Genomic DNA, 21,179 nt, shown 5'->3' on the forward strand with positions numbered 1-21,179 from the left:
TCATCCCGTTGTCCGACCCCTTGGCCCTGCATCAATGGATCGGGCGGCCATCGCTCTATGTGTTCAGGTGCTGCGGCCATTGGACCCAGATCGAACACGCGGCTGATGAGTGATTTTCTGGCCTGGGGGATGAGTATTCATCGGTTGTTTTCGTATGAACGCCGCTGCAGCAGGTATATAGGCACAGTCAGCGCCACCAGCAGCCCGGCCGTGGTCAGCATCCACATTTCCGACAGGGCGATGATCAGGATGCCGAAGCCGAGCCCCGCCAGGGCGATCATTCTTGCACGCAGCCGGGCTGCCGGCCGCCGGATGTCGGGGGAAAGGCGCAACAGGGCAAGGCAGGCATAAACATAGACCAGCACGTTCAAGATAACGGCCATGTTCACCACCGTGCTGAACTGTTCGCCCAGCGTGCCTGACAGGGTGGAAACACAGACAATGCTCATCAGCACGGCGGTGATAATCAGGTTGCGGGACGGTGCGCCATGGGCATTGATCTTGGAAAGGGCGCGGGGGAACAGCCCCAGCTGTGCGGCCGCCTCTGCGGTTTCCGCACCCACCAGCATCCAGCCGGCCAGCGTCCCCGCCGCCTTGACCATCGCGCAGATGGCCAGGATGCTGGCGGCCACAGGGCCCCAGATGCGCGCCGCCACTTCCGCGAAGGGTGCGGTGGAACGGGCCAGTTCGTCAGCCGGCACCACACCTGATAAGGCCGTGCAAGCAATGATATAGGTAATGCCTGCCAGCGTGATGCCACCCGCCGTGGCCAGCGGCACATCGCGTTCCGGTCGTTTCACCACGGCGGCGACCACCGCGGCACTTTCCAGTCCCAGGAAGGCCCAGATGATCAGGCCCAGCGATCCCAGTACGGCCGACCCGTCCGATCCATCCGTGACGTTCCAGGAGGCCGTGAAGATAGCGGGGTCGAACCAGACCCAGCCCAACCCGCCGACCAGCAGCACCGGCGCCAGCCCCAGGACAAGGGCCACACCCTCGAACCGAGCGATTACTTTTGCTCCTGACAGGTTGACGAAGGTCAACAGCCAGATGATGGCGACGGTCGATGCCGCCAGTACCACCGGCACCTTCATCGCGCCCACAAAGGTGCCCAAATAGCCGGTCACCGCCAGCGCGATGGCGACATTGCCAAACCAGGTGGCTATCCAATAGACGAAGGCCGACTGGAAACCCAGGTAGGCACCCAATCCATCATGTACATAGCCTGTAAGTCCCAGTTCCCCCGGTCGCAGCATCGCCAGGGCCGAGCAGACCCAGCCCAGCAACAGACATCCCGCCAGCACAACCACCCAGCCGATCAGGGTAATGGAGCCGATGGCCCCCAGGCTGGTCGGCAACAGGAAGACCCCGGAGCCGATCATATTGCCGGCGACAATGGCACCCGCTGCCAGCGGGCCGATCTTCTGGTTGCGGCTTCTCATTCGCCGTTCCCCCGCACAATGAACGTGAAACGGCCCGCCTGTCGCATGCCACCCCTCCCCATCGTCGACACCTGGAACGGTCATTTCGTGTCGTTCGGCGCGGTGTTGAAGAAATCCTATTTCTTGCTGATCGATTGTTCAATAATATAGTTCTTGTTTGATGAGATTTCCCGACCGACCAATGAGACGGAGTGCAGCGATGGTCCGATCAACCCCTTTTTCAGGCCTTCGCCGCTGCGTACTGGTGTTGCTCACCCTCGCCTTCACGCTACCAGCCGCCAGGGCGGCCGATATTGCGCAGACTCAGACGCTGGCGCTGGAGATTCTGCGCGACCTGGTAGGGGCGGAGGCGACGCCGACCCATGGCACGATCAAGGCCGCGACCCTGATCCGTGATCGGGCACTGGCGGCTGGTTTCGCGCCGGGCGATGTGGCCCTGCTGGCGCCGGCCCAACGGCCCAATCGGGCCAATGTCGTCGTGCGGCTAAGAGGGCAGGGCACAGGGCGGCCCATTCTCTTCATCACGCATTTGGATGTGGTGGAAACCGGAGACCAGCCATGGACCGTTCCACCCCATCTGTTGACGGAGAAAGATGGTTTTTATTACGGCCGCGGCACCCTGGACATTCAAGGGGAGGCGGCAATCGTGCTGGCCAACTTGATCGCGTTGAAGCAGCAGGGCTATCGCCCGGACCATGACATCATTGCCGCCTTCACGGCGGACGAGGAGGCCGGTGACGCCAACGGCGTTGACTGGTTGCTGAAGGCGCATCGCGACAAGGTCGATGCCGGGCTGGTCATCAATCCTGATGAGGGTTCTCCCGGCATGCGCGATGGCAAGCCCGTCTATTACGGGGTGCAGACCAGTACCAAGCGATACGTAACCTTCGTGGCGCGGGCGGAGGCACCGGGCGGGCACAGCGCCTTGCCGCGGCCCGACAATGCCATCATCACCCTGTCGGCCGCTTTGGCACGGTTGGCCGATCACCGGTTTCCAACACGGCTTTCAGAGACGACGCGCGGCTATTTCCGGGGATTGGCGGAGCAGCAGACGGGACAGAAGCGCGCCGACCTTCTGGCCCTGGCCGGCCCAAGCCCCGATCCCGCCGCCATCGAACGCCTGTCAGCTGATGTGGAGCGCAACGCCGTGCTGCGCACTACCTGTGTGCCCACCTTACTGAAGGCCGGCACGGTGGAAAATGCCCTGCCTACCAGTGCAGAGGCCACGATCCAGTGCCGCCTGTTGCCCGGCGACGATCCGGCCCGCGTTGCGGACGCACTGCGCGCCGCCATGGCCGCGCCGGCTGTCAAGCTGACCATGACAGAGGCAGGGCATGCCAATCCCGAACTGGCCCCGCCAGCCGGCATGGTGGAGCGGGTGCGCAAGGTGGTGCAGGCGCAATGGCCGGGCGTGCCCGTGCTGACGACACTGAATATCGGCGCATCCGACAGCTCCTATACGCGGGCTGCTGGCATCACCACGCTGGGCCTGGGCTCCATCTTCTACGATCTGGAAGATGACCGCATGCATGGGCCTGATGAGCGGGTCGAGGCCAAGCGGTTCCAGGAGGGGGTTGAATTCATGGGGCGGCTGATGAAGGAGTTGGCGGGAGGGTGATGGGCGGCCTCAAATGTCCCCACACCCCCAGTTCCGACCAGTTTTGACCCTACCAACCGATCTCGATAAGTTTTATCTGCGCACTCTCACGCAAGGGAGGGGACACGCCGGGCGTGGATGTCGGCGATGATCTCCCGCGCGGCATTGTGGCCAGGGGCACCGGTGACGCCGCCGCCCGGATGCGTGCCTGACCCGCACTGATACAGGCCCTTGATGGGCGTGCGGTAATCAGCATGGCCGAGCATGGGCCGGGCGGAGAAGATCTGGTTCAGGTCCAGCGCGCCGTGGAAAATATCTCCACCGACCAGCCCGAAAGTGCGTTCCAGGTCCAGCGGGCTGTTGATCTGCCGTGCGATCACTGAGGCTTTGAAATTTGGGGCATAGCGGCTGACGGTGTCGATCATCAGGTCTGCCACCGCCTCGCGATGGTCGTCCCAGGAACTGCCATCGGGCAGTGTCGGGCTGACATGCTGACAGAACAGGCTGGCGACATGCTGGCCCGGCGGGGCCAGCGTACTGTCCAGCGTGGAGGGGATCAGCACCTCCACGATCGGGTTCTTCGACCAGCCTCTCTGCTTTGCATCCATGTGAGCCTTGTCCATGTAATCCAGACTGGGCGCGATGATGATACCGGCCGTGTGGTGCTCGGCCCGTGCTGTGCCGGGCAGGCAGGTGAAGCTGGGCAGTTCAGACAGGGCGATGTTCATGCGGAAGGTGCCCGATCCGCAGCGCCAATTGCTGATGCGGTGATGGAATTCCGTCGGCTGCTCATTTGCTGCCACCAACTTGCCGAACAGCAGTTTGGGGTTCAGGTTGGATACGACCAAGCAACCGCGCACGGCCTCCCCTTTGGCGGTGACAGCGCCCACGGCGCGGCCCTTCTCGATAATCACTTCCGTCACCGGGCTGTCGGTAACGATTTCCACGCCCGCCGCCATTGCCGACTTTGCCATGGCTTGAGTGATGGCACCCATGCCACCGACGGCATGACCCCAGGCGCCCTTTTTTCCATTCACCTCGCCGAAAACATGATGCAGCAAGACATAGGCTGAACCCGGCGTATAGGGGCTGGCGAAATTGCCGACAATGCTGTCAAAGCCGAACAGCGCCTTGACCGGGTCGCTCTCGAACCAGCGATCCAGGTAGTGGCCGGCCGACATCGCGAACAGGTCCAGCAACTCGCGCTGCAATTCCAGATCCAGTTGGCGCATGCGCTGACCCAGCTTGGCACCCTTGATCAGTTCCGGAATGGCCGCGAACAGGCCACCGCGCACGACGTTGGGCGGGGTCTGCAGCACGATGTCGCGCAGTACATCAGCGATGGCACCCGTCTTTTCCTCGTACTCATGCAGCCGGTCGGCATCGCGGGGCGAGAATTTGGCGACTTCACGCTTGGTCAGCCCGTTGCCACCCGCCTTCAGGTAACGGGCGTCATCCAACGGCAGGAAATTGGCGATCTCCCGCTCAACCACTTTCAGGCCATGGGCATGCAGATCCAGATCCCGGATCACTTTCGGATTGAGCAACGAGACGGTATAGGCGGCAACGGAGTTGCGGAAGCCCGGCGCAAATTCCTCCGTCACGGCGGCACCGCCGACCACATGGCGCTGTTCCAGCACCGTGACCTTCAGGCCTGCCTTGGCCAGATAGGTGGCGCAGACCAGACCATTATGGCCGCCCCCGATGATCACGACGTCGCGCATGAACCCTGCTCCTGTTTGCCGGCACGGGGCCGGGGTTTCAGCTTTTCGGTTGGCTTTGCTTGATCACATGAAGAAAATGCGTGCGACAGGCCCCCTCACTTCATCGGTACGGCTCGGCGGCCTCTCCACCCTGCGGCCGGAGCCTGGGGCAGCCTGCTTTCGGGGATCAACGACCGGATGCGCCGGGCGAAGGACCTTAAAGACACTTCGTTCTTGCCCAAAGGCCCGGTGGAATAGGCTGTACCATTCATGCCCTGCTGTACCCGTTCGATCAGGGACTTGTCCTCGATATTGACCTGACGGTTGATGCGCCAATTGGCATAACGCACGGCTTTCATCTCCCGCCGCTCGTCAGGATGCACATAGGCGATCTCGCGGATCACGCTTTCGGTGGGCGAGGTTGGGATCCATTGCATGAAGTCGATCTGGTCGGGATAGATGTCGAAAGCCTGATTGGGCCAGAGCTTGAAGTAGGTCCAAAGCCGCTGACGTTCGGGCGGCAGGTGCGGCACTTCCGGTAGATATTTCTGATAGAAGCGTTCCGACAGGTTCTTTGATGGCGGGTCAATCAGTCGGCCCCACATTTTATCGACCCATTCCCTAGCCTCCAGCCCATACCCGTGGCCGAACAGGCGGGTGAGGCCAGGATGGGCCACCGTGATATGCAGACTGTCGGAGTAATTGTCGCCCACATTCTTCCAGTTTACGGCACGTGGCCGCATGGTTACACGGCCCAGCGGCACCAGTTCCTCCAGCCGGTAGAATTCGATCTCGTGCTCGTAGGGCATCATCATCTCGGCCACGCGGGGACCGCCATCATCTTCCAGCCGAATGAAGATGAAGCCATGATAAATCTCGAATGCCACGGCCAGCAGCGGGTAGTCCGCGAGCCGGAAGTCGGGGAATTCCTTGCGGTGGGGCACACCCGTCAGGGCGCCTTCGGTGTTGTAGGTCCAGGCATGGTAGGGGCAGATGATACGCTTGCCGCAATTGCCCGCGTCACCATCCAGCAACCGTGCGGCACGGTGGCGGCATACATTGTGGAAAGCCCGCACCTGTCCATCATTTCCGCGCAACACCACGACGCTTTCGTCCAGAAAGTTGAAGGTGTGATAGTCGCCGGGGTTGGGGATGTCGTTATTGTGGCAGACGATCTGCCAGGAAGTACGGAAGATCACCTCCCGCTCGACATCGAAGAAATCGGCGTCACGATAGATCCATCCAGGCAGACTGAAATCATCATCCGCATCTGCACCCTGGGTCGTCTGGTCGGAAAAATTCCGGAACGCGTCAGCCATGGGTGTCTCCGTACCGACCGCTGAAAGGGCAGCGGGTAAGCGCAATTCTTGTTGAACAATCGTACAAAAACACGCGCATCCTGTCAATGATACCTGCGCGTCGCTGCCTTGGACCAGGATTCCGGCCAGGAGACGCTTTCCGCACGACAGGCCAGAGAGGTGCGTGATAAACAGACCGGCCCTTCAGCAAGGAGAGTGGCGATGGCCGCGCCGACCCGCAAATTTTCCCGCATCCAGCCGGAAATGCGCCGGGAGCATCTGGTCGAGGCCACCCTGCGCTGCCTCGCCCAACATGGCCATGCCGGTGTTTCGGTACGCAAAATCGCAGCGGCTGCCGATGTCTCCATCGGCCTGATCAATCACTACTATCCCAGTATCGATCAGTTGATCAGCCATGCCTATGAGATGCTGTCGGGCGGCATCGCTGCCAGCCTGCTGAAGCGTGCGGAAACCGGCGCCACCCCACGCGAAAGCCTGAGCCGTTTCATCCAGGAAAGCTTTGGCCCCGCCGTATTGGACCCCAATATGCTGGGCGTCTGGGTGGTGTTCTGGAGCATGGTCCGCCATTCAGAGGATATGCAGGCCGTGCAGCAGCGCACCTACGGCCAGTATCGGCAGGTGTTGGAGCGTCACCTGGGGGCTCTGGCATCGGAGAGCGGCCTGCCATCGATGAATATCCAGGCCGCTGCTACGGCATTGAACGCCTTGTTGGATGGGCTCTGGCTGACCTGGTGTCTCAATCCCACCAACTTCAGTGTGGAGGAGGGTGTCGCCATGTGCGAGGGCTGGGTGGATGCCTTCGTTGCTGGCGCCTTCACGCGGCTGAAGCTGTGATCCTTTCCTTGCGTCACGGGCTGCCCTGAAGTGGTCTCCGTGATCTGATTGTTGCTGGCTGATGCGAGATTGATGGCTCTTACGAAGCAGCTTTCAGTGTTGCAGGCTGCCCGTGCCGATACGGCTTAATTTATTAAGTTTTCAGAAGAATTCCCCGACCCGGCGAGCGTTCGCGAAGGCGATACGTCATCTGGCTGACAGCCAGCGTTCCATCATCCTGACGGCCTGCCGGATTGATCAGCATCCAGAATTGGTGGCTGAACTGATCCTGATGGAGGGCACGCCGGATCTGATGGATGGTTTTGCTCAGAAGGTGCTGAGCTTTCTCACGGTGGTGCCAGCGGATAGCCCTTGGCGGGCAAGGTCCAGGATCATGGCAAGGTTCCCCAAGCTTGGTCGCCAGCATCCTTCCCGCAAACAGAGGAAGACAGCGTCGGGCCGACAGTAAGCAATACGCAGCCAGTGGTATAGGTCAGTTGGATTTAATATGAAATTATCCCTTTAGTCGTCGTGATGAAACGGCGGCTCCATAGAAATATCAGACAAGTAGGAGGCCAATATGGCTGCGCGTCAGTGCAATGTGGAGTTCAAGAACAATACCGGTCGCACTCTAACATTTTACCGGAAGTTCGCTCAACATGGCGAATACCTGATCAATCCGCCGGGCGAATTGCATGACGGCGAAACTGGCAACTGGGAAACCGGCTCCGATGGTATCATGACCGGCGCTGAGGCGACCGTGGAATACACGGATGCTGACAAGAGCGTCTATCGCCTGCATTGGGCGAACCCGTTCGTGGGTCCGACCTGGGAGACGCACATGATCAGTCCGGACAATGGAAAGTACGGGTTGGACGGCAATGCCGGTGGTTCTTCCGGTGGGAACGCCAAGTTCACGTTCCGGGCCTTCAAGAAGTAACGGCTAAGGCGGGGTGTCGATGGATCACCGTCCGCGCCGCCCCGCACGCCACAACCCAAGATACATGAGGTCGCTATCATGGACGTCCGCCTTGAGTCACGCAAACTCATCCATGTTACCAATCACAGCGCCTATGACGTGCTGGTAATGGCAACACCGAACAAGGATTGGTCTGTCGCCGATATCGGCTTCTCCTTTGTCAGTTCCGCCGTGTTGTCGGCGTTGATGCCCACCAAGGCGGCATCCGGCGGGGCGGTTGTGGCGTCCCAGGCATCGAAACTGACGCGCACGATCAACAGCGCACGTACCCTTTATTCCGCGTTCGGCAAGGCGCGGAAGATCTATAGCGCCATGGATGCATTGAAGCGCAAGGAATTCGAGAAGCAGCAAGACTACGTGGCCGACCTGTTCCGGCGCATGGCGGTTACGGTTCCACGTGGCGAAATGCGGATGATCAATGAGAAAGTGATCAACCCGTTCGACAAGATCAAATCCGATGTTCCAGTTGCGTTCACGCAAGCAGTGAAGGACACCGCCGGACCGGGCACCAGCGACGATCTCGTCCGCACGGCCGGATATGCCGGCACGGCCAAAAGTTTCATGACCAACCTGATGAACCTGTCCAACCCCAGCCAATTTATGGCCATTGTCGAGGACGTGGCGGACATTACGCTGTTCATTGCCACAACCGATTTCTCCCGCATGACATGTTTCAACAGCAATAGCGGGCATTCCTGGATCGTCGAGGACCAGGAGATCGTTCGTGCAGAGCCCGACCGTCCGGATCAGGCGAACCGGTCACTGGGCTGGCAGATATTCTCCAATATGGTGGGTAGTGTGCTGGCGGTCGGGGAATATCTTGAACCCGGCGACTCGTTGGATATTCAGACCGTCAATTATGGCAGTGAAGGCGATGGCCGGCGGAAAGGTGCCGATCAAGGCCCAATCCGTACCGATGAACCCACGCAACCAGTAACCGGCGCACGCACCGACCTTCCCACGCAGGTGTCCACGTCAACCCGGATCGACAATGACCAGTCCCCCCAGAAATCCAGGCTTGTCGATGACGAAAGGGATGCGGGCGGCGGCGGTCTCGGCACCCTGGCCAGTGACGCCCTTCGTGAAGGGGAAAAACTAGTCCGGGATAAGGTGATTGACCCTGCCATTGAAATAGGCCGGGGATTTGGCACCGGGCTCAAGACGGTCGGTTCCTCTCCCTACAAGCTCTACTACCGGCCTGACGGCAATCTGGTGCTGTACAAGATCGCGGGCGATTTTCCGCAGGAGCGGTGGAGTACGGGTACGGCCGGACAAACCGCGTGGCGGGTTGTCATGGAGACTGATGGCAATCTGGTCGTCTACAGCGCGCCGGGCAAGATCGCCTGGTCGCTGTGGAAGAAGGTCCCCGGCAATGTCGGGGCGGGTGCCTATATCGCCCTGGACCGGATTACGGGGGATATCGGCTTTCATAACAGCGGCATGGATACGCCTGACTTCTTCATCAACAAATTGTCGGACCGGTTCTGAGGTCAGGCCTCGGCAACAGTACCGTCGTTCCATCTCTAGCCGGAGAATTCAAATGCCCGTCGCTGTGAAAGTCATCAGCTACAATGTTCACCTATTTGGCGGTCTGTCTTCCCTGACCGTGAGCGCCATGGGGTTGGTTGCAACAATCATTCATGATGACGAACAGCGTCTGACGGCGCTGGAACAGGCATTGGTCAACAGCAATGCTGATATTGTCTGCCTGCAGGAAATCTGGAGCGACGGTTTTAAAGACAGACTGACGCATAATCTCAACAATCTCTACCCATACTCCTACTACAAGCCGTTTGGTGATCATCTGCACTTCTCAGCCAAGCAGATTGGATCCGGCCTGTTGCTCCTGAGCAAACACCCGATTGCCACTAGCGGCTTCGAGGCGTTCGGGAAGTTGACCGGCGATGACAAATTTGCCGAGAAGGGAGTGCTTTGTGCGCTTGTTAACGTGCAAGGGACTGATGGTCACTATCCGCTGCTGGTCCTGAATACACACACGCAGGCGGGCAACGACGATGGGGCCGTTCTGTTGCGGTCGGACAATATCAGCGATCTTGTCGGCGCTTTGAACCGGTTCAAATTTTCACTGCCTGTACCGGATGCATCGCTTTTGCCGCTTGTGGTTGCCGGCGACTTCAATGTCATCGCTGAAACGCCATCGGGCAATCATGCTGGTGAGTATATTTTCTTGTCCCGCGAGTTGGGTGCCTGCCGGTGTATCGACTTGGCTGCTACGCTTTACCCCGATCGGGCGCAACACCCGCTCATTACGTCGGACCCTCAGCGCAACACTCTTATCCCCTTGTTCGATCCCAATGACCAGACGCCGAGCCGGCTGGATTATCTGTTTGTAGCTAATATCGGGATCGAGGACGCATCGTTCCATGTCTATGATGACTGGCGCTATGGGGGAACGAAAGGGGCTGTGGATATTTCCGATCATTATCCGATCTCTGCATGTATCCCCCTGGTCATGCGGGTCTGACACCGGACGGTCGATGTGACATTGTTCCGGGGCAGGGCATGACCGCTGATTTGATCGCCTTCAGCAATTGCAGACATTCACTATCTTGTGAGTGAAAATCTAATCCGCTATATTGATGCAGCGCATATAAACAGGGAGGTGCTGCAAAATGGCGTTGAAGGGACGGATCGCGATTGTCACGGGCGCGGGCGGCGGGTTGGGGCGGCAACACGCCCTGTTCCTGGCCCGGCAAGGGGCCAAGGTTGTCGTCAATGATTTGAGCCAGGAAGCGGCCAATAGCGTGGCGGTGGAGATTGCGGCGGCCGGCGGCGATGCCATGGCCATTGCCGGATCGGTGACGGATGAGGCGGCGGTGGCGGCCCTGGTCTCCCGCACCATGGCGGAATGGGGCCGGATCGACATCCTGGTCAATAATGCCGGCATCCTTCGTGACAAAAGCTTCGCCAAGATGGGGCTGGATGATTTCCGCATCGTCCTGGATGTGCACCTGATGGGCGCTGTCATCTGTACCAAGGCGGTGTGGGAGATCATGCGGACCCAGCGCCATGGCCGCATCGTCATGACCACCTCTTCCTCCGGCCTCTATGGCAATTTTGGGCAGGCCAATTATGGTGCCGCCAAGATGGCGCTGGTTGGTCTGATGCAGACGCTGGCCATCGAGGGGGAGAAATATGGCATCCGCGTCAATTGTCTGGCGCCCACGGCGGCGACACAGATGACCGATGGGGTGCTGTCGGGCGACAGTCTGGAACGGCTGCACCCGTCGCTGGTCAGTCCGGCCCTGCTGCCGCTGGTCTGCGATGACGCTCCGACGCGGACCATCCTGTGCGCCGGCGGCGGTAATTTCGCGGCGGCTAACATCACCCTGACCCCGGGTCGCTATATCGGCAGCGGGCCGGAGGTTGGGGGGCAGGTGGTGGAGCGTCTGGCGGAAGTGACGGACCGCACCGGGGAGATCGTGCCCGGATATGGCTTCATGCAGGCTGAACGTGAACTGGCGGCCAGCGGCTGGAGCCAGCCGGTCATGGCCGTGGCCCGCTGACCTCGCGGCGGGAGGGGGATCACCCCTCCCGCACCTTGCAAACCTCTTTGAAGCCGGCGGCCATGAAGGCGGCCATGCGGGCCTTCACGGCGGCGAAATCGTCGGACTTGCACAGACCGCCCGACAGCTTGTCGATGCGCCCTGTGCGCGCCAGGGTCAGCAGCAGCGCGCCCGTGACGAAGTGATAGCCCCAGAAAATATCCTCTTCGGCACAGCCGGGCAGGGCCTTCTTCAGCAGGTCGATCAGGCGCAGGACGACCGGATCGAAATGCTTGTCCATCAGTTCGGCGCCCCATTCAGGGGTGTTGGCGACTTGGGCACCCAGGGCCGCATAATTCTTCCAGCCCTCGCCGCCCTCAATATAAAGGTCAAGGTCGGTGTCCAGGAAGGCGTGCAACGCCCCTTCCACCGTGGGCCTCCCATTGGTCGCCTTCTCATATTCGTCCAGCACCGTCATCCGCCGTTCGCTGGTTACGGACGCGCGGCGGGCGAAAACGGCGTCGAACAGCTTCTTCTTATCCTCGAAATAATAGTTCAGCAGAGTGTGGTGCACGCCCACCCGCTGCGCCACGTCCTTTAGCGTGACGCCATAGAGACCGTGCTTGGAGAAAAGGTACTCGGCCTCGTCGAGGATCTGTTCCATCATCTCCGCGCGCTGCTCTGCCTTGGTGGAGCGCCGGCGGGATTTCACCTGTTCAGACACCAGTTCGTCTTTCCGTCAAAGCCTGTACCGCGACGGGTGACGCGTGGTGCGCCTCCGCCCTTTCATCCGCCGCCATATTGAACCCGCAGGCGGATTTTGTCGATCTTGCCGGTTCCCGCCAGCGGCATGGCATCCAACCGGATGACGGCATCGGGCAGCCACCAGGGGGCCACCTTGCCCCGCAGCGGGGCCAGCAGCCCGTCATCATCGATCTTGTCCCGCGTCTCCACCAGCAGGATGGGCCGTTCGCCCCATTTGGGGTGTGACCGGCCGATGACCGCGACCAGCGACACCTGCGGCAGCGCGCCGACCAGGGCCTCAATCTCCGCCGGATTGATCCATTCGCCCCCTGATTTGATCAGGTCCTTGGCCCGGCCCGTGATCATCAGATTGCCGGCCCCGTCGATGCGGGCCAGATCGCCGGTGGGAAACCAGCCATTTTCATCGGTGGCCGGTGCCTCCTGTCCGAAATAACGGTCGATGACGGCCACGCCGCGCACCCGCAAATGTCCCTCTGCGTCCCGCTGCTGCGGCAACGGTTTGCCATCCGCGTCGGTCAGCAGCAGGTCTACCCCGACCGACGGCCGGCCCGCCAGGGCGGCATCGCGCACCGGGTCATTGGCGGGGGCGACCGTGCCGGACGGGGACAGTTCGGTCATGCCCCAGCTTGTTTGCACGATCACGCCCAGACGCCGCTCAATCCGTTCCATCAGGGCCGGGGGCAGGGGGGAGCCGCCGACAATGACCCGTTTCAGGCTGGGTAATTCCCCACCCGTCGCGTCCAGATGCTCCACAAGGCCCAGCCAGACGGTGGGTACACCAACGCCCACCGTGACCTGCTCCGACGCGATCAGCCGGGCCAGGCTGGCCCCGTCCGTGTTGCGGCCCGGCAGTACCAGCCGCCCGCCCACCGCCGGCACGGCAAAGGGCAGGCCCCAGGCGTTGGCATGGAACATGGGTACGGCCACCAGCACGCTGTCGCGCCCCGACAGGGCCATGACATCGGTCTGCAGCAGTTTGAGTGTGTGCAGGAAGCTGGACCGGTGGGTATAGGTCACTCCCTTGGGCGCACCCGTTGTGCCCGACGTGAAGCACAGGCCCGACGGTGCGGTTTCCGCGAACCCGCCCCACGCCGCATCCCGTGACGTCCCGTCGACCAGCGGCTCCAGCGCGGTGGCCAAGTCCCAATCGGCGGGTGCCTCGCCATCAATGACCAGCACATGGGCGATACCGGATGCCAGCGTCGCCACCTGCCGGGCCAGCGGCACCAGGTCGGCACTGACCACCAGGATACGCGCCTGCGACTGGTCCAGCATGGACGCCAGCTGGGGCGCCGTCAGGCGGGGGTTCAGCGTGTGGCACACGGCCCCCGCCCCCATGATGGCGTACCAGACCTCCACATGGGCCTGACTGTTCCAGGCCAGCGTCGCCACCCGGTCGCCCCGGCGCATGCCGCGCCCGGCCAGGATGGCGGTGACGCGCAAGCTTCGGTCCAACAGCGCAGCATAGCCGACGCGGCTCGGTTCCCCCCCGTCGCGGGCCGTCACCAATTGGGCATCGGGATGCCATTTGGCGGCATGACGCAGGAACTGATCCAGCGTCAGGGGGAAATCCTGCATGATTCCGTCCAGCATCAGCAGACATTCCCCTTTGACGGCAGCACGGGTGAGGCGACGCCGGTATTCCAGTTCCAGGCCATGGTGCCCGCTGCCCGGCGGCGACAGACGGCGGTTTCATGCAGGGCGAACATGCCCGGCCGCATCCGCACCCCGGGCTTCGGCGTACCGGCAAAGGCCATATAGGCTTCATCCTTGCCAAAAACCGGCCACGCCGGTTGCCCGTCGGCCACGGGTGTGCCGGTGCGGGCAAAGCTGGCCCAATAACTGTTCATCGCCGCCGACAATCGGCGTTCGGCGGCATTGTCCGGCACTTTGGGCCACAGCGGCGGGGTGCGGTCGGCGGTGCCGAAAACATAGGGGATTTCAGCGGCGTGGAAGGCGTGCAGCCCATGTTCGTCCGCCGCCGGATAGCCATGGTCGAAGATGTAGAGATAGGCGCTCTGCCCCAGGGCCGTCTGGTTGCGGGCCAGCCGTTCCGAGGTCCAGCCATAGAGCGCGTCGCGCGTGGTGGCCAGCATGCTTTCTTCGACATTGCTGGCCTGGTAGAGCCGCAGGAACAGGTCGGCCAGATCGCCATACCGCTCGCGGATCATCGCCTCATAGGCCGCCCCATCGGCGGGCTTGGGCGGCAGCAGGAACCGCAGGGAGCGGATTTCACCGCTGTTGAACCCGGTCAGAATGGGCACCGGCGCCTGCTGCCCCTTATCGAAAATCTCGACCAACTGCGCCGGCAGCACCTTGCCATCAACGGTGCCGAAGGGGATGTACCCGGCCTTGACCGCTTCCGCCGTCAGGGTCTCCGCATCCATGGCACGCAAGGCGGCGACATCGGCGGCCCCCACCTTGCCCGCCACATAGGTGCCAATCCCCTCCGCCGCGAATTCCCCGTTACGGGGCTGTTTCAGCTCCGGCGTGGAGATCATATAGGCGCTTTGCGCGATGGCCTTGCCGAACAGGCCCTTGGCCTGGGGTGAGGCCATCAGATACATGACCGACAGGGCACCGGCGGACTCCCCCGCCACCGTGACATTGCTGGCATCGCCGCCAAAGGCGCCGATATTGTCGCGTACCCAGCGCAGGGACGCGATCTGGTCCAGCAGGCCGTAATTGCCCGAAATCTCGTCGGGGTTTTCTGCACTCAACCCCGGATGCGCCAGATAGCCCAGGATGCCCAGCCGGTAATTAATGGAGACAACGACCAGCCCCTGTTTTGCCAGCGCCGATCCGTCATACATCTCCTCATGCCCATATCCGCCGGTTAGCGATCCGCCATGGATCCAGACCAGCACGGGGGCATTCTTGGCCCCCTGCGGTGCCCAGATGTTCAGGGAAAGGCAGTCCTCCCCCATCTCCTTGGGCGGGTTGGCATAGATGCTGGCCAGACGCGGGCGCGGCTGCACACAGGCGCGTCCGGGTTCGCCCGCATCGCGGACCCCGGTCCAGGCGGGCAACGGTTCCGGTGCTTTCCAGCGGCGTTCACCCACGGGTGGTAGGGCATAGGGAATGCCCTTGAAAACATTCACCCCGTCCTTGGCACGGCCGGCGACGGTGCCTGCCGGGGCGGTGATTGTGGGATTTTCCTGCGCCACCACGGCAAAGGACAGAAACGTGGCCGCCGCACAGGCGCCCAGACGAAGGGAAAGGCGCATCAGCGGCCTCCATTCCGGTTTGCCATGCCCTTCAATACCCGCCCCAGCATCAGGAACATGCCGATGGCCAGGAAATAGAAGGGGATCAGGGTGTAAAAGGCCAGTTGCAGGGAATTGTCGGGGTTTGCGGTCCGGAAATAATCACTGGCCGCGCCCAGGTAGGTGGGACCAAGCCCCAGCCCGATCAGGTTCATGACCAGCAGCAGCAGAGCCCCCGACATCACCCGCTGATTGGGCCTTACCGCCTCCTGCACCAGGGCCACGGCGGGCGACAGGTAGAAATAATTGAAGAAGGTCGGCCCGATCAGGAACAACAGCGCCAGTTCCCAGCCCGGTGCCCACACGAAACCCGCGAAGAACGGCACCGCCCCCACCAGACCCACGGCGGGGATCAGGGCATAGGCCTGCCGGTATCGCACAGAGTACCGGTCGATCAGCCGGCCCGACACATACATGCCCAGGCTGATACCCACCCCGATCAGCAGCGCATAGTAAAGCGCCACCTCCTGCAGGCTCATCCCCTTTTCCCGCATCAGCAACAGGACGGTGAAATTCATCACCGCATAGGTGACGAACTGCGTCGCTCCGCAGGCCAGTGACAGCAGCAGCAGGTCCTTGCGGCGGAAGAACATGGAGACGGTTTCCATGAACCCAGCCTTTTCCATCGGGGCGGGTGCCGTGCCTGCCGCCGGCTGGTCCAACCCGCCGCGCCTGGGCTCCTTGATGGTCAGCCACACGATCACCGCCGCCACGATGCCCACCACGCCCAGCACGACAAAGGCGCTGCGCCAGCTATAGGCGGCGGCGATCGAGGCTCCAAACGCCACGCCCATCGCTTGACCCAGCGGCGGCCCCAGATTGAACAGGCCCAGGGCGGTACCCCGCCGGCCCGGTGCGAAATAGTCGGTGATGATGGCGTAGGAGGGGGGAACGCCCCCGGCCTCTCCCACCCCCACCGCCATGCGGGCGGCCACCAGCTGCGGATATGTGGCGGATAGGCCGCAAGCGACCGTCGCCGCACTCCACAGGGCACACGCGATGGACAGCACTTTCACCCGGTTCGCCCGGTCGGCCAGCCAGGCCACGGGGATGGAGATGGTGCAGTAGAACAGCGCGAAATAAAGCCCGCTGATCAGGCCCAACTGTCCGTCGGTGACACCCAGATCATCCTGGATGGGCTTTGCCAGGATCGACAGCAACTGCCGGTCCAGGAAGTTCAGCACATAGACGAAGCAGAGTGCTGCCAGCACGTACCAGGCGCGGGCGTCCGGCGGCGGGTGGGCCGCCGGCGCTTGCAAGGGGGTGGGGGCGGCCTTCATGGCTTAATACTCATAGCCGATGCGCACACCCACGGTGCGCGGCCGCATCGTGCCGAAGCGGCTGGCCAGGAAGGCCTCCGGGTGGATGTAGGTGATCGAATGATCGTCGAACAGGTTTTCCACATAGGCGGTGGCCGTCCAGCCCCCCTTGGTCACCCCGAAGCTGGCATTGACGTTGCTGTAGCTGTCGGTCTTGCCATAGGTCGGGCTGACCCGGTTCGGGGCCCCCGGCACATTGGGGAAGGAGGAGGGGAAGGAGCCCACATGCTGCCAGTTGGCGGTGGTGAAGGCATCCAGCTCCGGCACCAGATTGAACCAGTACTGGGCGAAGACCGATCCCTGGAAGCGAGGGGATGACAGGCGGGCACCCTTCACCGCCCCGGAAATGGCCGCCTCCGCCGCCGACAGCTTCGTCACCTTGGCGTCATTGACCGATCCGTTCAGCCCGATGGTCAGGCCCGTGGCCGGCACGGCGGCGATTTCGAACTCAATGCCCTTGCTGCGCGCTGCCCCAATATTGGTGGCGAACTGCACGCTGTCCGACGTGCGGTTGGCCTGTACCTGGATGTTCTTCCAGTCGATGTAATAGGCGGCCAAATGTGCCGTCAGCTTGCCGTTCAGCCAGCGGCCCTTCAACCCCAGCTCATAATTCGTCAGATCGTCGGAACTGGCGCCATAGGGGATGATCAGGTCATTGGCATTCACCACGCTGGGCCGCCCCGCATAGGCATTGACGACGGGTGCCCGGAAACCGGTGGAAACGCTGGCATAGGTGGTGATGGCATCATTGGCACGATAAGACGCACTGACCTTGTAGGAGGGCTTGGAGCCCTTGGCCTTCACGCCCTCCACCGGCGCGATAGGCACCATGGCCAACTGCCCGGACTGTCCCGTCAGGGCCCAGGTCAGATAGGCGGAATTATACCCGCCCTCTGTAAAGCCCTGCGCATCCAGGCGGCCATAGCGCAGACCGCCCGTCAGCCAGAATTTCTCATTCACGTGATAGGTCAGCTCACCGAACCCGGCCAGCTCGTGCGAGATCGTGTGGACATATTGGCGCTGGTAGTATTCGTCCGGCAGACCGGTGATGCGGCGCGCGGCCAGGAAGGCCGGCGATGACCGATAAAAATAATCAACGTCGTGCCGGCGATCCAGATAGAAGCCACCGATGGTCCAGTCCCAATCCCCACCGGGATCGGATGCCAGCCGCACCTCTTCCACAAACGTGTCCTGATAGCCATTGGCATCCAGGCCAAAGGCGATGGCCTGATTGAAGGTGCCGGCCAGATCGACCCAGAATTTCTGATCGAAGGTGGAATAGGTCGATGAACTGGTCAGCTTGGCGCCATCGAATTGATAATCGATGGTGGCGTTGTAGGTGGTCAGCACGCCGGAATAGAGGTCGGGCCGGTCGGAGATGCGTTTCTCCTTGCCCAGCGATGGGCTGGTCAGCGAACTGTCGCGCGGGTTGCTGTCCTCGCGTGAGGCCAGCAGACGCACTGACATCCGGTCCGACGGTTTCCATTGCAGGATGGCGCGCCCGCCCCAGCTTTCCAGCGTGTTGGAATTGTGGATGCCTGTCCCGACATTGTCGAGATAGCCTTCCTCATGCCGGTAGAAGCCGACGACGCGCAGCGCCAGCTCATCCTCCACCAGCGGTGTGTTCAGCATGACGTTGTAGCGCTGGCGCAGACTGTCTGACCCGGTCAGGCCGAAATCCGTTTGCCCGGCGGCATCGAATTTCCGAAGATCCGGGCTCTTTGTCAGGACGCGCATGGCACCCGACAGAGAGCCGGAACCGAACAGGGTTCCCTGCGGCCCGCGCAGGAACTCCACCCGCTCAACATCGAAAAGGGTCGGGTCCAGCACGGTGGTGTTACCAATGGTGGAAATGGGCAGTTCGTCGATATAGACGGCCACCGTGCTTTGCAGGTTGGCACCATAGCCATTGGTGGCGATACCGCGCGCCGTAAAATTGTTGAAATTGGCGCTGGGCCGGTTCAGCACGACGCCCGGCGTCTCCCGCGCCAATCCCTCATACCCGACCACACCCTTGATGTTCAGGTCTTCTTGCGAGAAGGCGGTGATAGACAGCGGCACCTCGCTGATATTCTGGGCGCGGCGGGTGGCGGTGACGATGATTTCCTGCAGCGCGTCTTCCTGTGTCGCGGCCTTGCGGGCTGGCGCCGTGTCCTGCGCCATGGCGTGGGTCGAAATCGTGGTCAGCGCGACCGCGCAGGCGGACGCGAGCAGCTTGGCCCTCATGTGAAGCGTTCTCCCTATTGGCCGCCGGTCATTATCGCCAGCGTGCTTGAGGGAAAGAATGGGGCAAGGCCTTACTGGAGTCAACATTCACTATCATGTGTGTGAATATTATTTTCAGGATACCGGTGCCCCTTCGAGACAAAAGGAAAGCCAGCAATCCAGGGGACTGCTGGCGTCGTTTTATACCGTCGGCACCCACATCCATGAGCTCGGGCGTGCGCCACGTGGCGCGCGACGGTGGTCACCGCCGTCCGACGGTCAAACATTTGACCGTCGGTATTACCGCAAGGGCAGGGGGGCTCTGGCGAAGGTTTCAGCCCTGCTTAAGGATATCAATGACGCAGGCGCAGACGTAATCGACATCCTCCTCGGTCAAATTGAAACCTGACGGCAAGTTCACGCCGCGCGCGCCGATATCGTATGAGATCCGGTTCTGCTTCCTGGCCGTTTCCACCCCCGGCAAGGCGGTATAGGCAGGCAGACTGGACAATGGATGGAAGAAGGGACGGCTGTCGATATACCGCTCCGCCAGCGCCTTCATCAGGGTATTCTTGTCGATACCCAGGTCGGCATGAACCAGGATGGTGACCATCCAATAGCTGTTCTTCACGCTGGCAGGTTCCGCGTTCAGGACCAGACCATTCACCGGGCCCAGACGCTGTTTGTACCAGTCGAATATCTGCCGTTTGCGGGCGATCAGGTCTTCCACCCGTTCCAGCTGGGCCAAGCCGAAGGCGGCTTGCAGGGCGGACATCTTGTACTTGTAAGCGACCTCAGCATTATAGAATTGGACATCACCGGGCACCCGCCCATGGTCGCGCAGGAATAAGATTCGGTCACGCAAGGCCCGGTCGCTTGTGACCAGCATGCCGCCTTCGCCGGTAGTAAGGGTCTTGGAGCCATGAAAGCTGAAAACGCCGGTCCGACCGAAGCTTCCGGCCTTCCGCCCGTCATATTCAGAACCCAACGCTTCGGCTGCGTCCTCGATCACTGGGATACCATGCCGTTCCGCGACCGCCAGCAGTGCCGCCATGTCCGGCATGCTGCCGTAAAGATCCACGGGGATGATGGCCTTGGTCCGCGGGGTGATTGCGGCAGCGAGGGCATCGGCGTCCATACACCATGTCACCGGATCGACATCCACAAAGACCGGTGTGGCGCCAACTTGCGATACCGGCGCTGCAGAAGCGATCCAGGTGGCGTCCGGTAGGATCACTTCGTCTCCCGGCCCGACACCCAGGGCCAGCAGTGAGAGATGGAGGGCTGCGGTACAATGCGGAAGAGAAATGGCGAATTCCGTTCCGCAATATTCCGCGAATAACGCCTCGAATCGGTTGTTGAAGCTGTTCGCGTTCTCATACCATGCGTTGGCCGCAGCATCCGCAACATAGGCAACTTCCTTATCGGTCACCCATGGCCCGGCGACGGGTATCTTTTTGCGCATCGCATCAATCCTTCACGCAACGCAGATAGCCGTTCGGCGCTACAGAGATCGCCAGTTTGTTATCCATGTCCTGGTCGATCTCGAAACGGTCATTTTCTTTCAAGAAGGCATGGACCGCAGTCTTTGGGTTGTTGCCCACATCCCAAGGCCGGTCAGGGAACCAGCCGGCAGGCATGTCCTCCACTACCGTGTCGAAGACGACGAGGTATGAGCCACCTTTGACGAGTGAGTTGTAGGCCTCCAGTTCCGCCAGTACATGATCATGCGTGTGGTTGCTATCCAGAATCACCATCACACGCTTGAAGGCTGCTGCATATTCCTGGACGCGAGCTACCGTTTCCGGATCGATGGATGATCCCTGGATAAGGTGGATATAAGGGGCCATCGGGTGAGCTTCGATGGCCGCACGGTTATGGGAACGAATATCGATATCGATCCCGATGACCTTACCCTCCACGCCCATCATCCGCATTAAGGACGCGTAGAAGATTATCGAGCCGCCATGCGCTACCCCGGTTTCCACGATCAGATCCGGCTGCACCTGCCAGATCAGTTCCTGCATGGCGACCATGTCCTGCGGGAACTGGATGATGGGTCGACCCATCCAGCTGAAATTATAGGTGTAGCGATAGGGGGCGGTCTTAATGATGAAGTCGATGGCACTGCGCCGGACGTCCGGGTCAGCGGCCATACGTTCCGCATCTTCCCGACGCTCTTGCATGAATTGCTGATGGTTGATCATTCTGGCCCCAATCCGTCCGCCGTTGTTCTTGGCAAGTGGATTGTTATATACTTTTCCT

Annotated in this window: 17 protein-coding genes; 6 read left to right on the forward strand and 11 right to left on the reverse strand. The window is 61.4% G+C overall.

What is annotated here, in order from left to right; all coding sequences use genetic code 11:
- Positions 1-137: 137 nt before the first annotated feature.
- Entirely contained in the window at positions 138-1,442 is a 1,305-nt protein-coding gene (locus ABC729_RS21505; RefSeq protein WP_495609655.1) for an amino acid permease, read from the reverse strand.
- A 199-nt stretch (positions 1,443-1,641) separates the two neighbouring features.
- Between ABC729_RS21505 and ABC729_RS21510 the strand changes: the two genes are divergently transcribed.
- A complete protein-coding gene (locus tag ABC729_RS21510; protein WP_495609656.1) occupies positions 1,642-3,060 on the forward strand; it encodes a M20/M25/M40 family metallo-hydrolase in 1,419 nt (472 codons plus the stop codon).
- An 86-nt stretch (positions 3,061-3,146) separates the two neighbouring features.
- Here ABC729_RS21510 and ABC729_RS21515 read toward each other — a convergent pair whose 3' ends face one another.
- Both ABC729_RS21515 and ABC729_RS21520 read right to left on the reverse strand, forming a co-directional pair.
- Positions 3,147-4,763, reverse strand: a complete 1,617-nt coding sequence (locus ABC729_RS21515) for a phytoene desaturase family protein (protein ID WP_495609657.1) — start codon at positions 4,761-4,763, stop codon at positions 3,147-3,149.
- 95 nt (positions 4,764-4,858) lie between these two features.
- The gene (locus tag ABC729_RS21520) at positions 4,859-6,061 is read right to left on the reverse strand and encodes an aromatic ring-hydroxylating oxygenase subunit alpha (RefSeq protein WP_495609658.1); all 1,203 of its coding nucleotides are present in this window, start codon (positions 6,059-6,061) and stop codon (positions 4,859-4,861) included.
- Positions 6,062-6,262: 201 nt separating this feature from the next.
- Between ABC729_RS21520 and ABC729_RS21525 the strand changes: the two genes are divergently transcribed.
- Positions 6,263-6,895: a TetR/AcrR family transcriptional regulator gene (locus ABC729_RS21525; RefSeq protein WP_495609659.1), complete on the forward strand. Its 633-nt coding sequence runs from the start codon at positions 6,263-6,265 to the stop codon at positions 6,893-6,895.
- 133 nt (positions 6,896-7,028) lie between these two features.
- Here ABC729_RS21525 and ABC729_RS21530 read toward each other — a convergent pair whose 3' ends face one another.
- Complete coding sequence (locus ABC729_RS21530; RefSeq protein ID WP_495609660.1) at positions 7,029-7,301, reverse strand: hypothetical protein; 273 nt, start codon at positions 7,299-7,301, stop codon at positions 7,029-7,031.
- A gap of 153 nt (positions 7,302-7,454) precedes the next feature.
- On the opposite strand from ABC729_RS21530, the gene ABC729_RS21535 reads away from it, so the two are divergent.
- The 4 genes from ABC729_RS21535 (at position 7,455) to ABC729_RS21550 (ending at position 11,380) form a co-directional block, all read left to right on the forward strand.
- Positions 7,455-7,814: a hypothetical protein gene (locus tag ABC729_RS21535; RefSeq protein WP_495609661.1), complete on the forward strand. Its 360-nt coding sequence runs from the start codon at positions 7,455-7,457 to the stop codon at positions 7,812-7,814.
- Between the two features lie 78 nt (positions 7,815-7,892).
- Positions 7,893-9,341, forward strand: a complete 1,449-nt coding sequence (locus ABC729_RS21540) for a hypothetical protein (protein WP_495609662.1) — start codon at positions 7,893-7,895, stop codon at positions 9,339-9,341.
- A gap of 52 nt (positions 9,342-9,393) precedes the next feature.
- Positions 9,394-10,338 (forward strand): endonuclease/exonuclease/phosphatase family protein, encoded by a 945-nt coding sequence (locus ABC729_RS21545; RefSeq protein WP_495609663.1) that lies wholly within the window; start codon positions 9,394-9,396, stop codon positions 10,336-10,338.
- A 148-nt stretch (positions 10,339-10,486) separates the two neighbouring features.
- Positions 10,487-11,380, forward strand: coding sequence for an SDR family NAD(P)-dependent oxidoreductase (locus ABC729_RS21550; protein ID WP_495609664.1), 894 nt, complete (start codon positions 10,487-10,489; stop codon positions 11,378-11,380).
- A gap of 19 nt (positions 11,381-11,399) precedes the next feature.
- Here ABC729_RS21550 and ABC729_RS21555 read toward each other — a convergent pair whose 3' ends face one another.
- The 7 genes from ABC729_RS21555 to ABC729_RS21585 all read right to left on the reverse strand — a co-directional run bounded on the left by ABC729_RS21555 (position 11,400) and on the right by ABC729_RS21585 (position 21,121).
- A complete protein-coding gene (locus ABC729_RS21555; RefSeq protein ID WP_495609665.1) occupies positions 11,400-12,083 on the reverse strand; it encodes a TetR/AcrR family transcriptional regulator in 684 nt (227 codons plus the stop codon).
- A gap of 62 nt (positions 12,084-12,145) precedes the next feature.
- A complete protein-coding gene (locus tag ABC729_RS21560; protein WP_495609666.1) occupies positions 12,146-13,717 on the reverse strand; it encodes an AMP-binding protein in 1,572 nt (523 codons plus the stop codon).
- Positions 13,717-15,351, reverse strand: a complete 1,635-nt coding sequence (locus ABC729_RS21565) for a carboxylesterase/lipase family protein (RefSeq protein WP_495609667.1) — start codon at positions 15,349-15,351, stop codon at positions 13,717-13,719. Before ABC729_RS21565 ends, ABC729_RS21560 begins: the two co-directional genes overlap by 1 nt.
- Positions 15,351-16,670 carry a spinster family MFS transporter gene (locus tag ABC729_RS21570; RefSeq protein WP_495609668.1) on the reverse strand — a complete coding sequence of 440 codons (1,320 nt, stop codon included), beginning with the start codon at positions 16,668-16,670 and terminating at the stop codon, positions 15,351-15,353. Before ABC729_RS21570 ends, ABC729_RS21565 begins: the two co-directional genes overlap by 1 nt.
- A 3-nt stretch (positions 16,671-16,673) precedes the next feature.
- Positions 16,674-18,935: a TonB-dependent receptor gene (locus tag ABC729_RS21575; RefSeq protein ID WP_495609669.1), complete on the reverse strand. Its 2,262-nt coding sequence runs from the start codon at positions 18,933-18,935 to the stop codon at positions 16,674-16,676.
- A 313-nt stretch (positions 18,936-19,248) separates the two neighbouring features.
- The gene (locus ABC729_RS21580; protein ID WP_495609670.1) at positions 19,249-20,379 is read right to left on the reverse strand and encodes a DegT/DnrJ/EryC1/StrS family aminotransferase; all 1,131 of its coding nucleotides are present in this window, start codon (positions 20,377-20,379) and stop codon (positions 19,249-19,251) included.
- 4 nt (positions 20,380-20,383) lie between these two features.
- A complete protein-coding gene (locus tag ABC729_RS21585) occupies positions 20,384-21,121 on the reverse strand; it encodes a cephalosporin hydroxylase family protein (RefSeq protein WP_495609671.1) in 738 nt (245 codons plus the stop codon).
- Positions 21,122-21,179: the final 58 nt, after the last annotated feature.

The organism is Niveispirillum sp. CC-CTL257, from assembly GCF_059489915.1.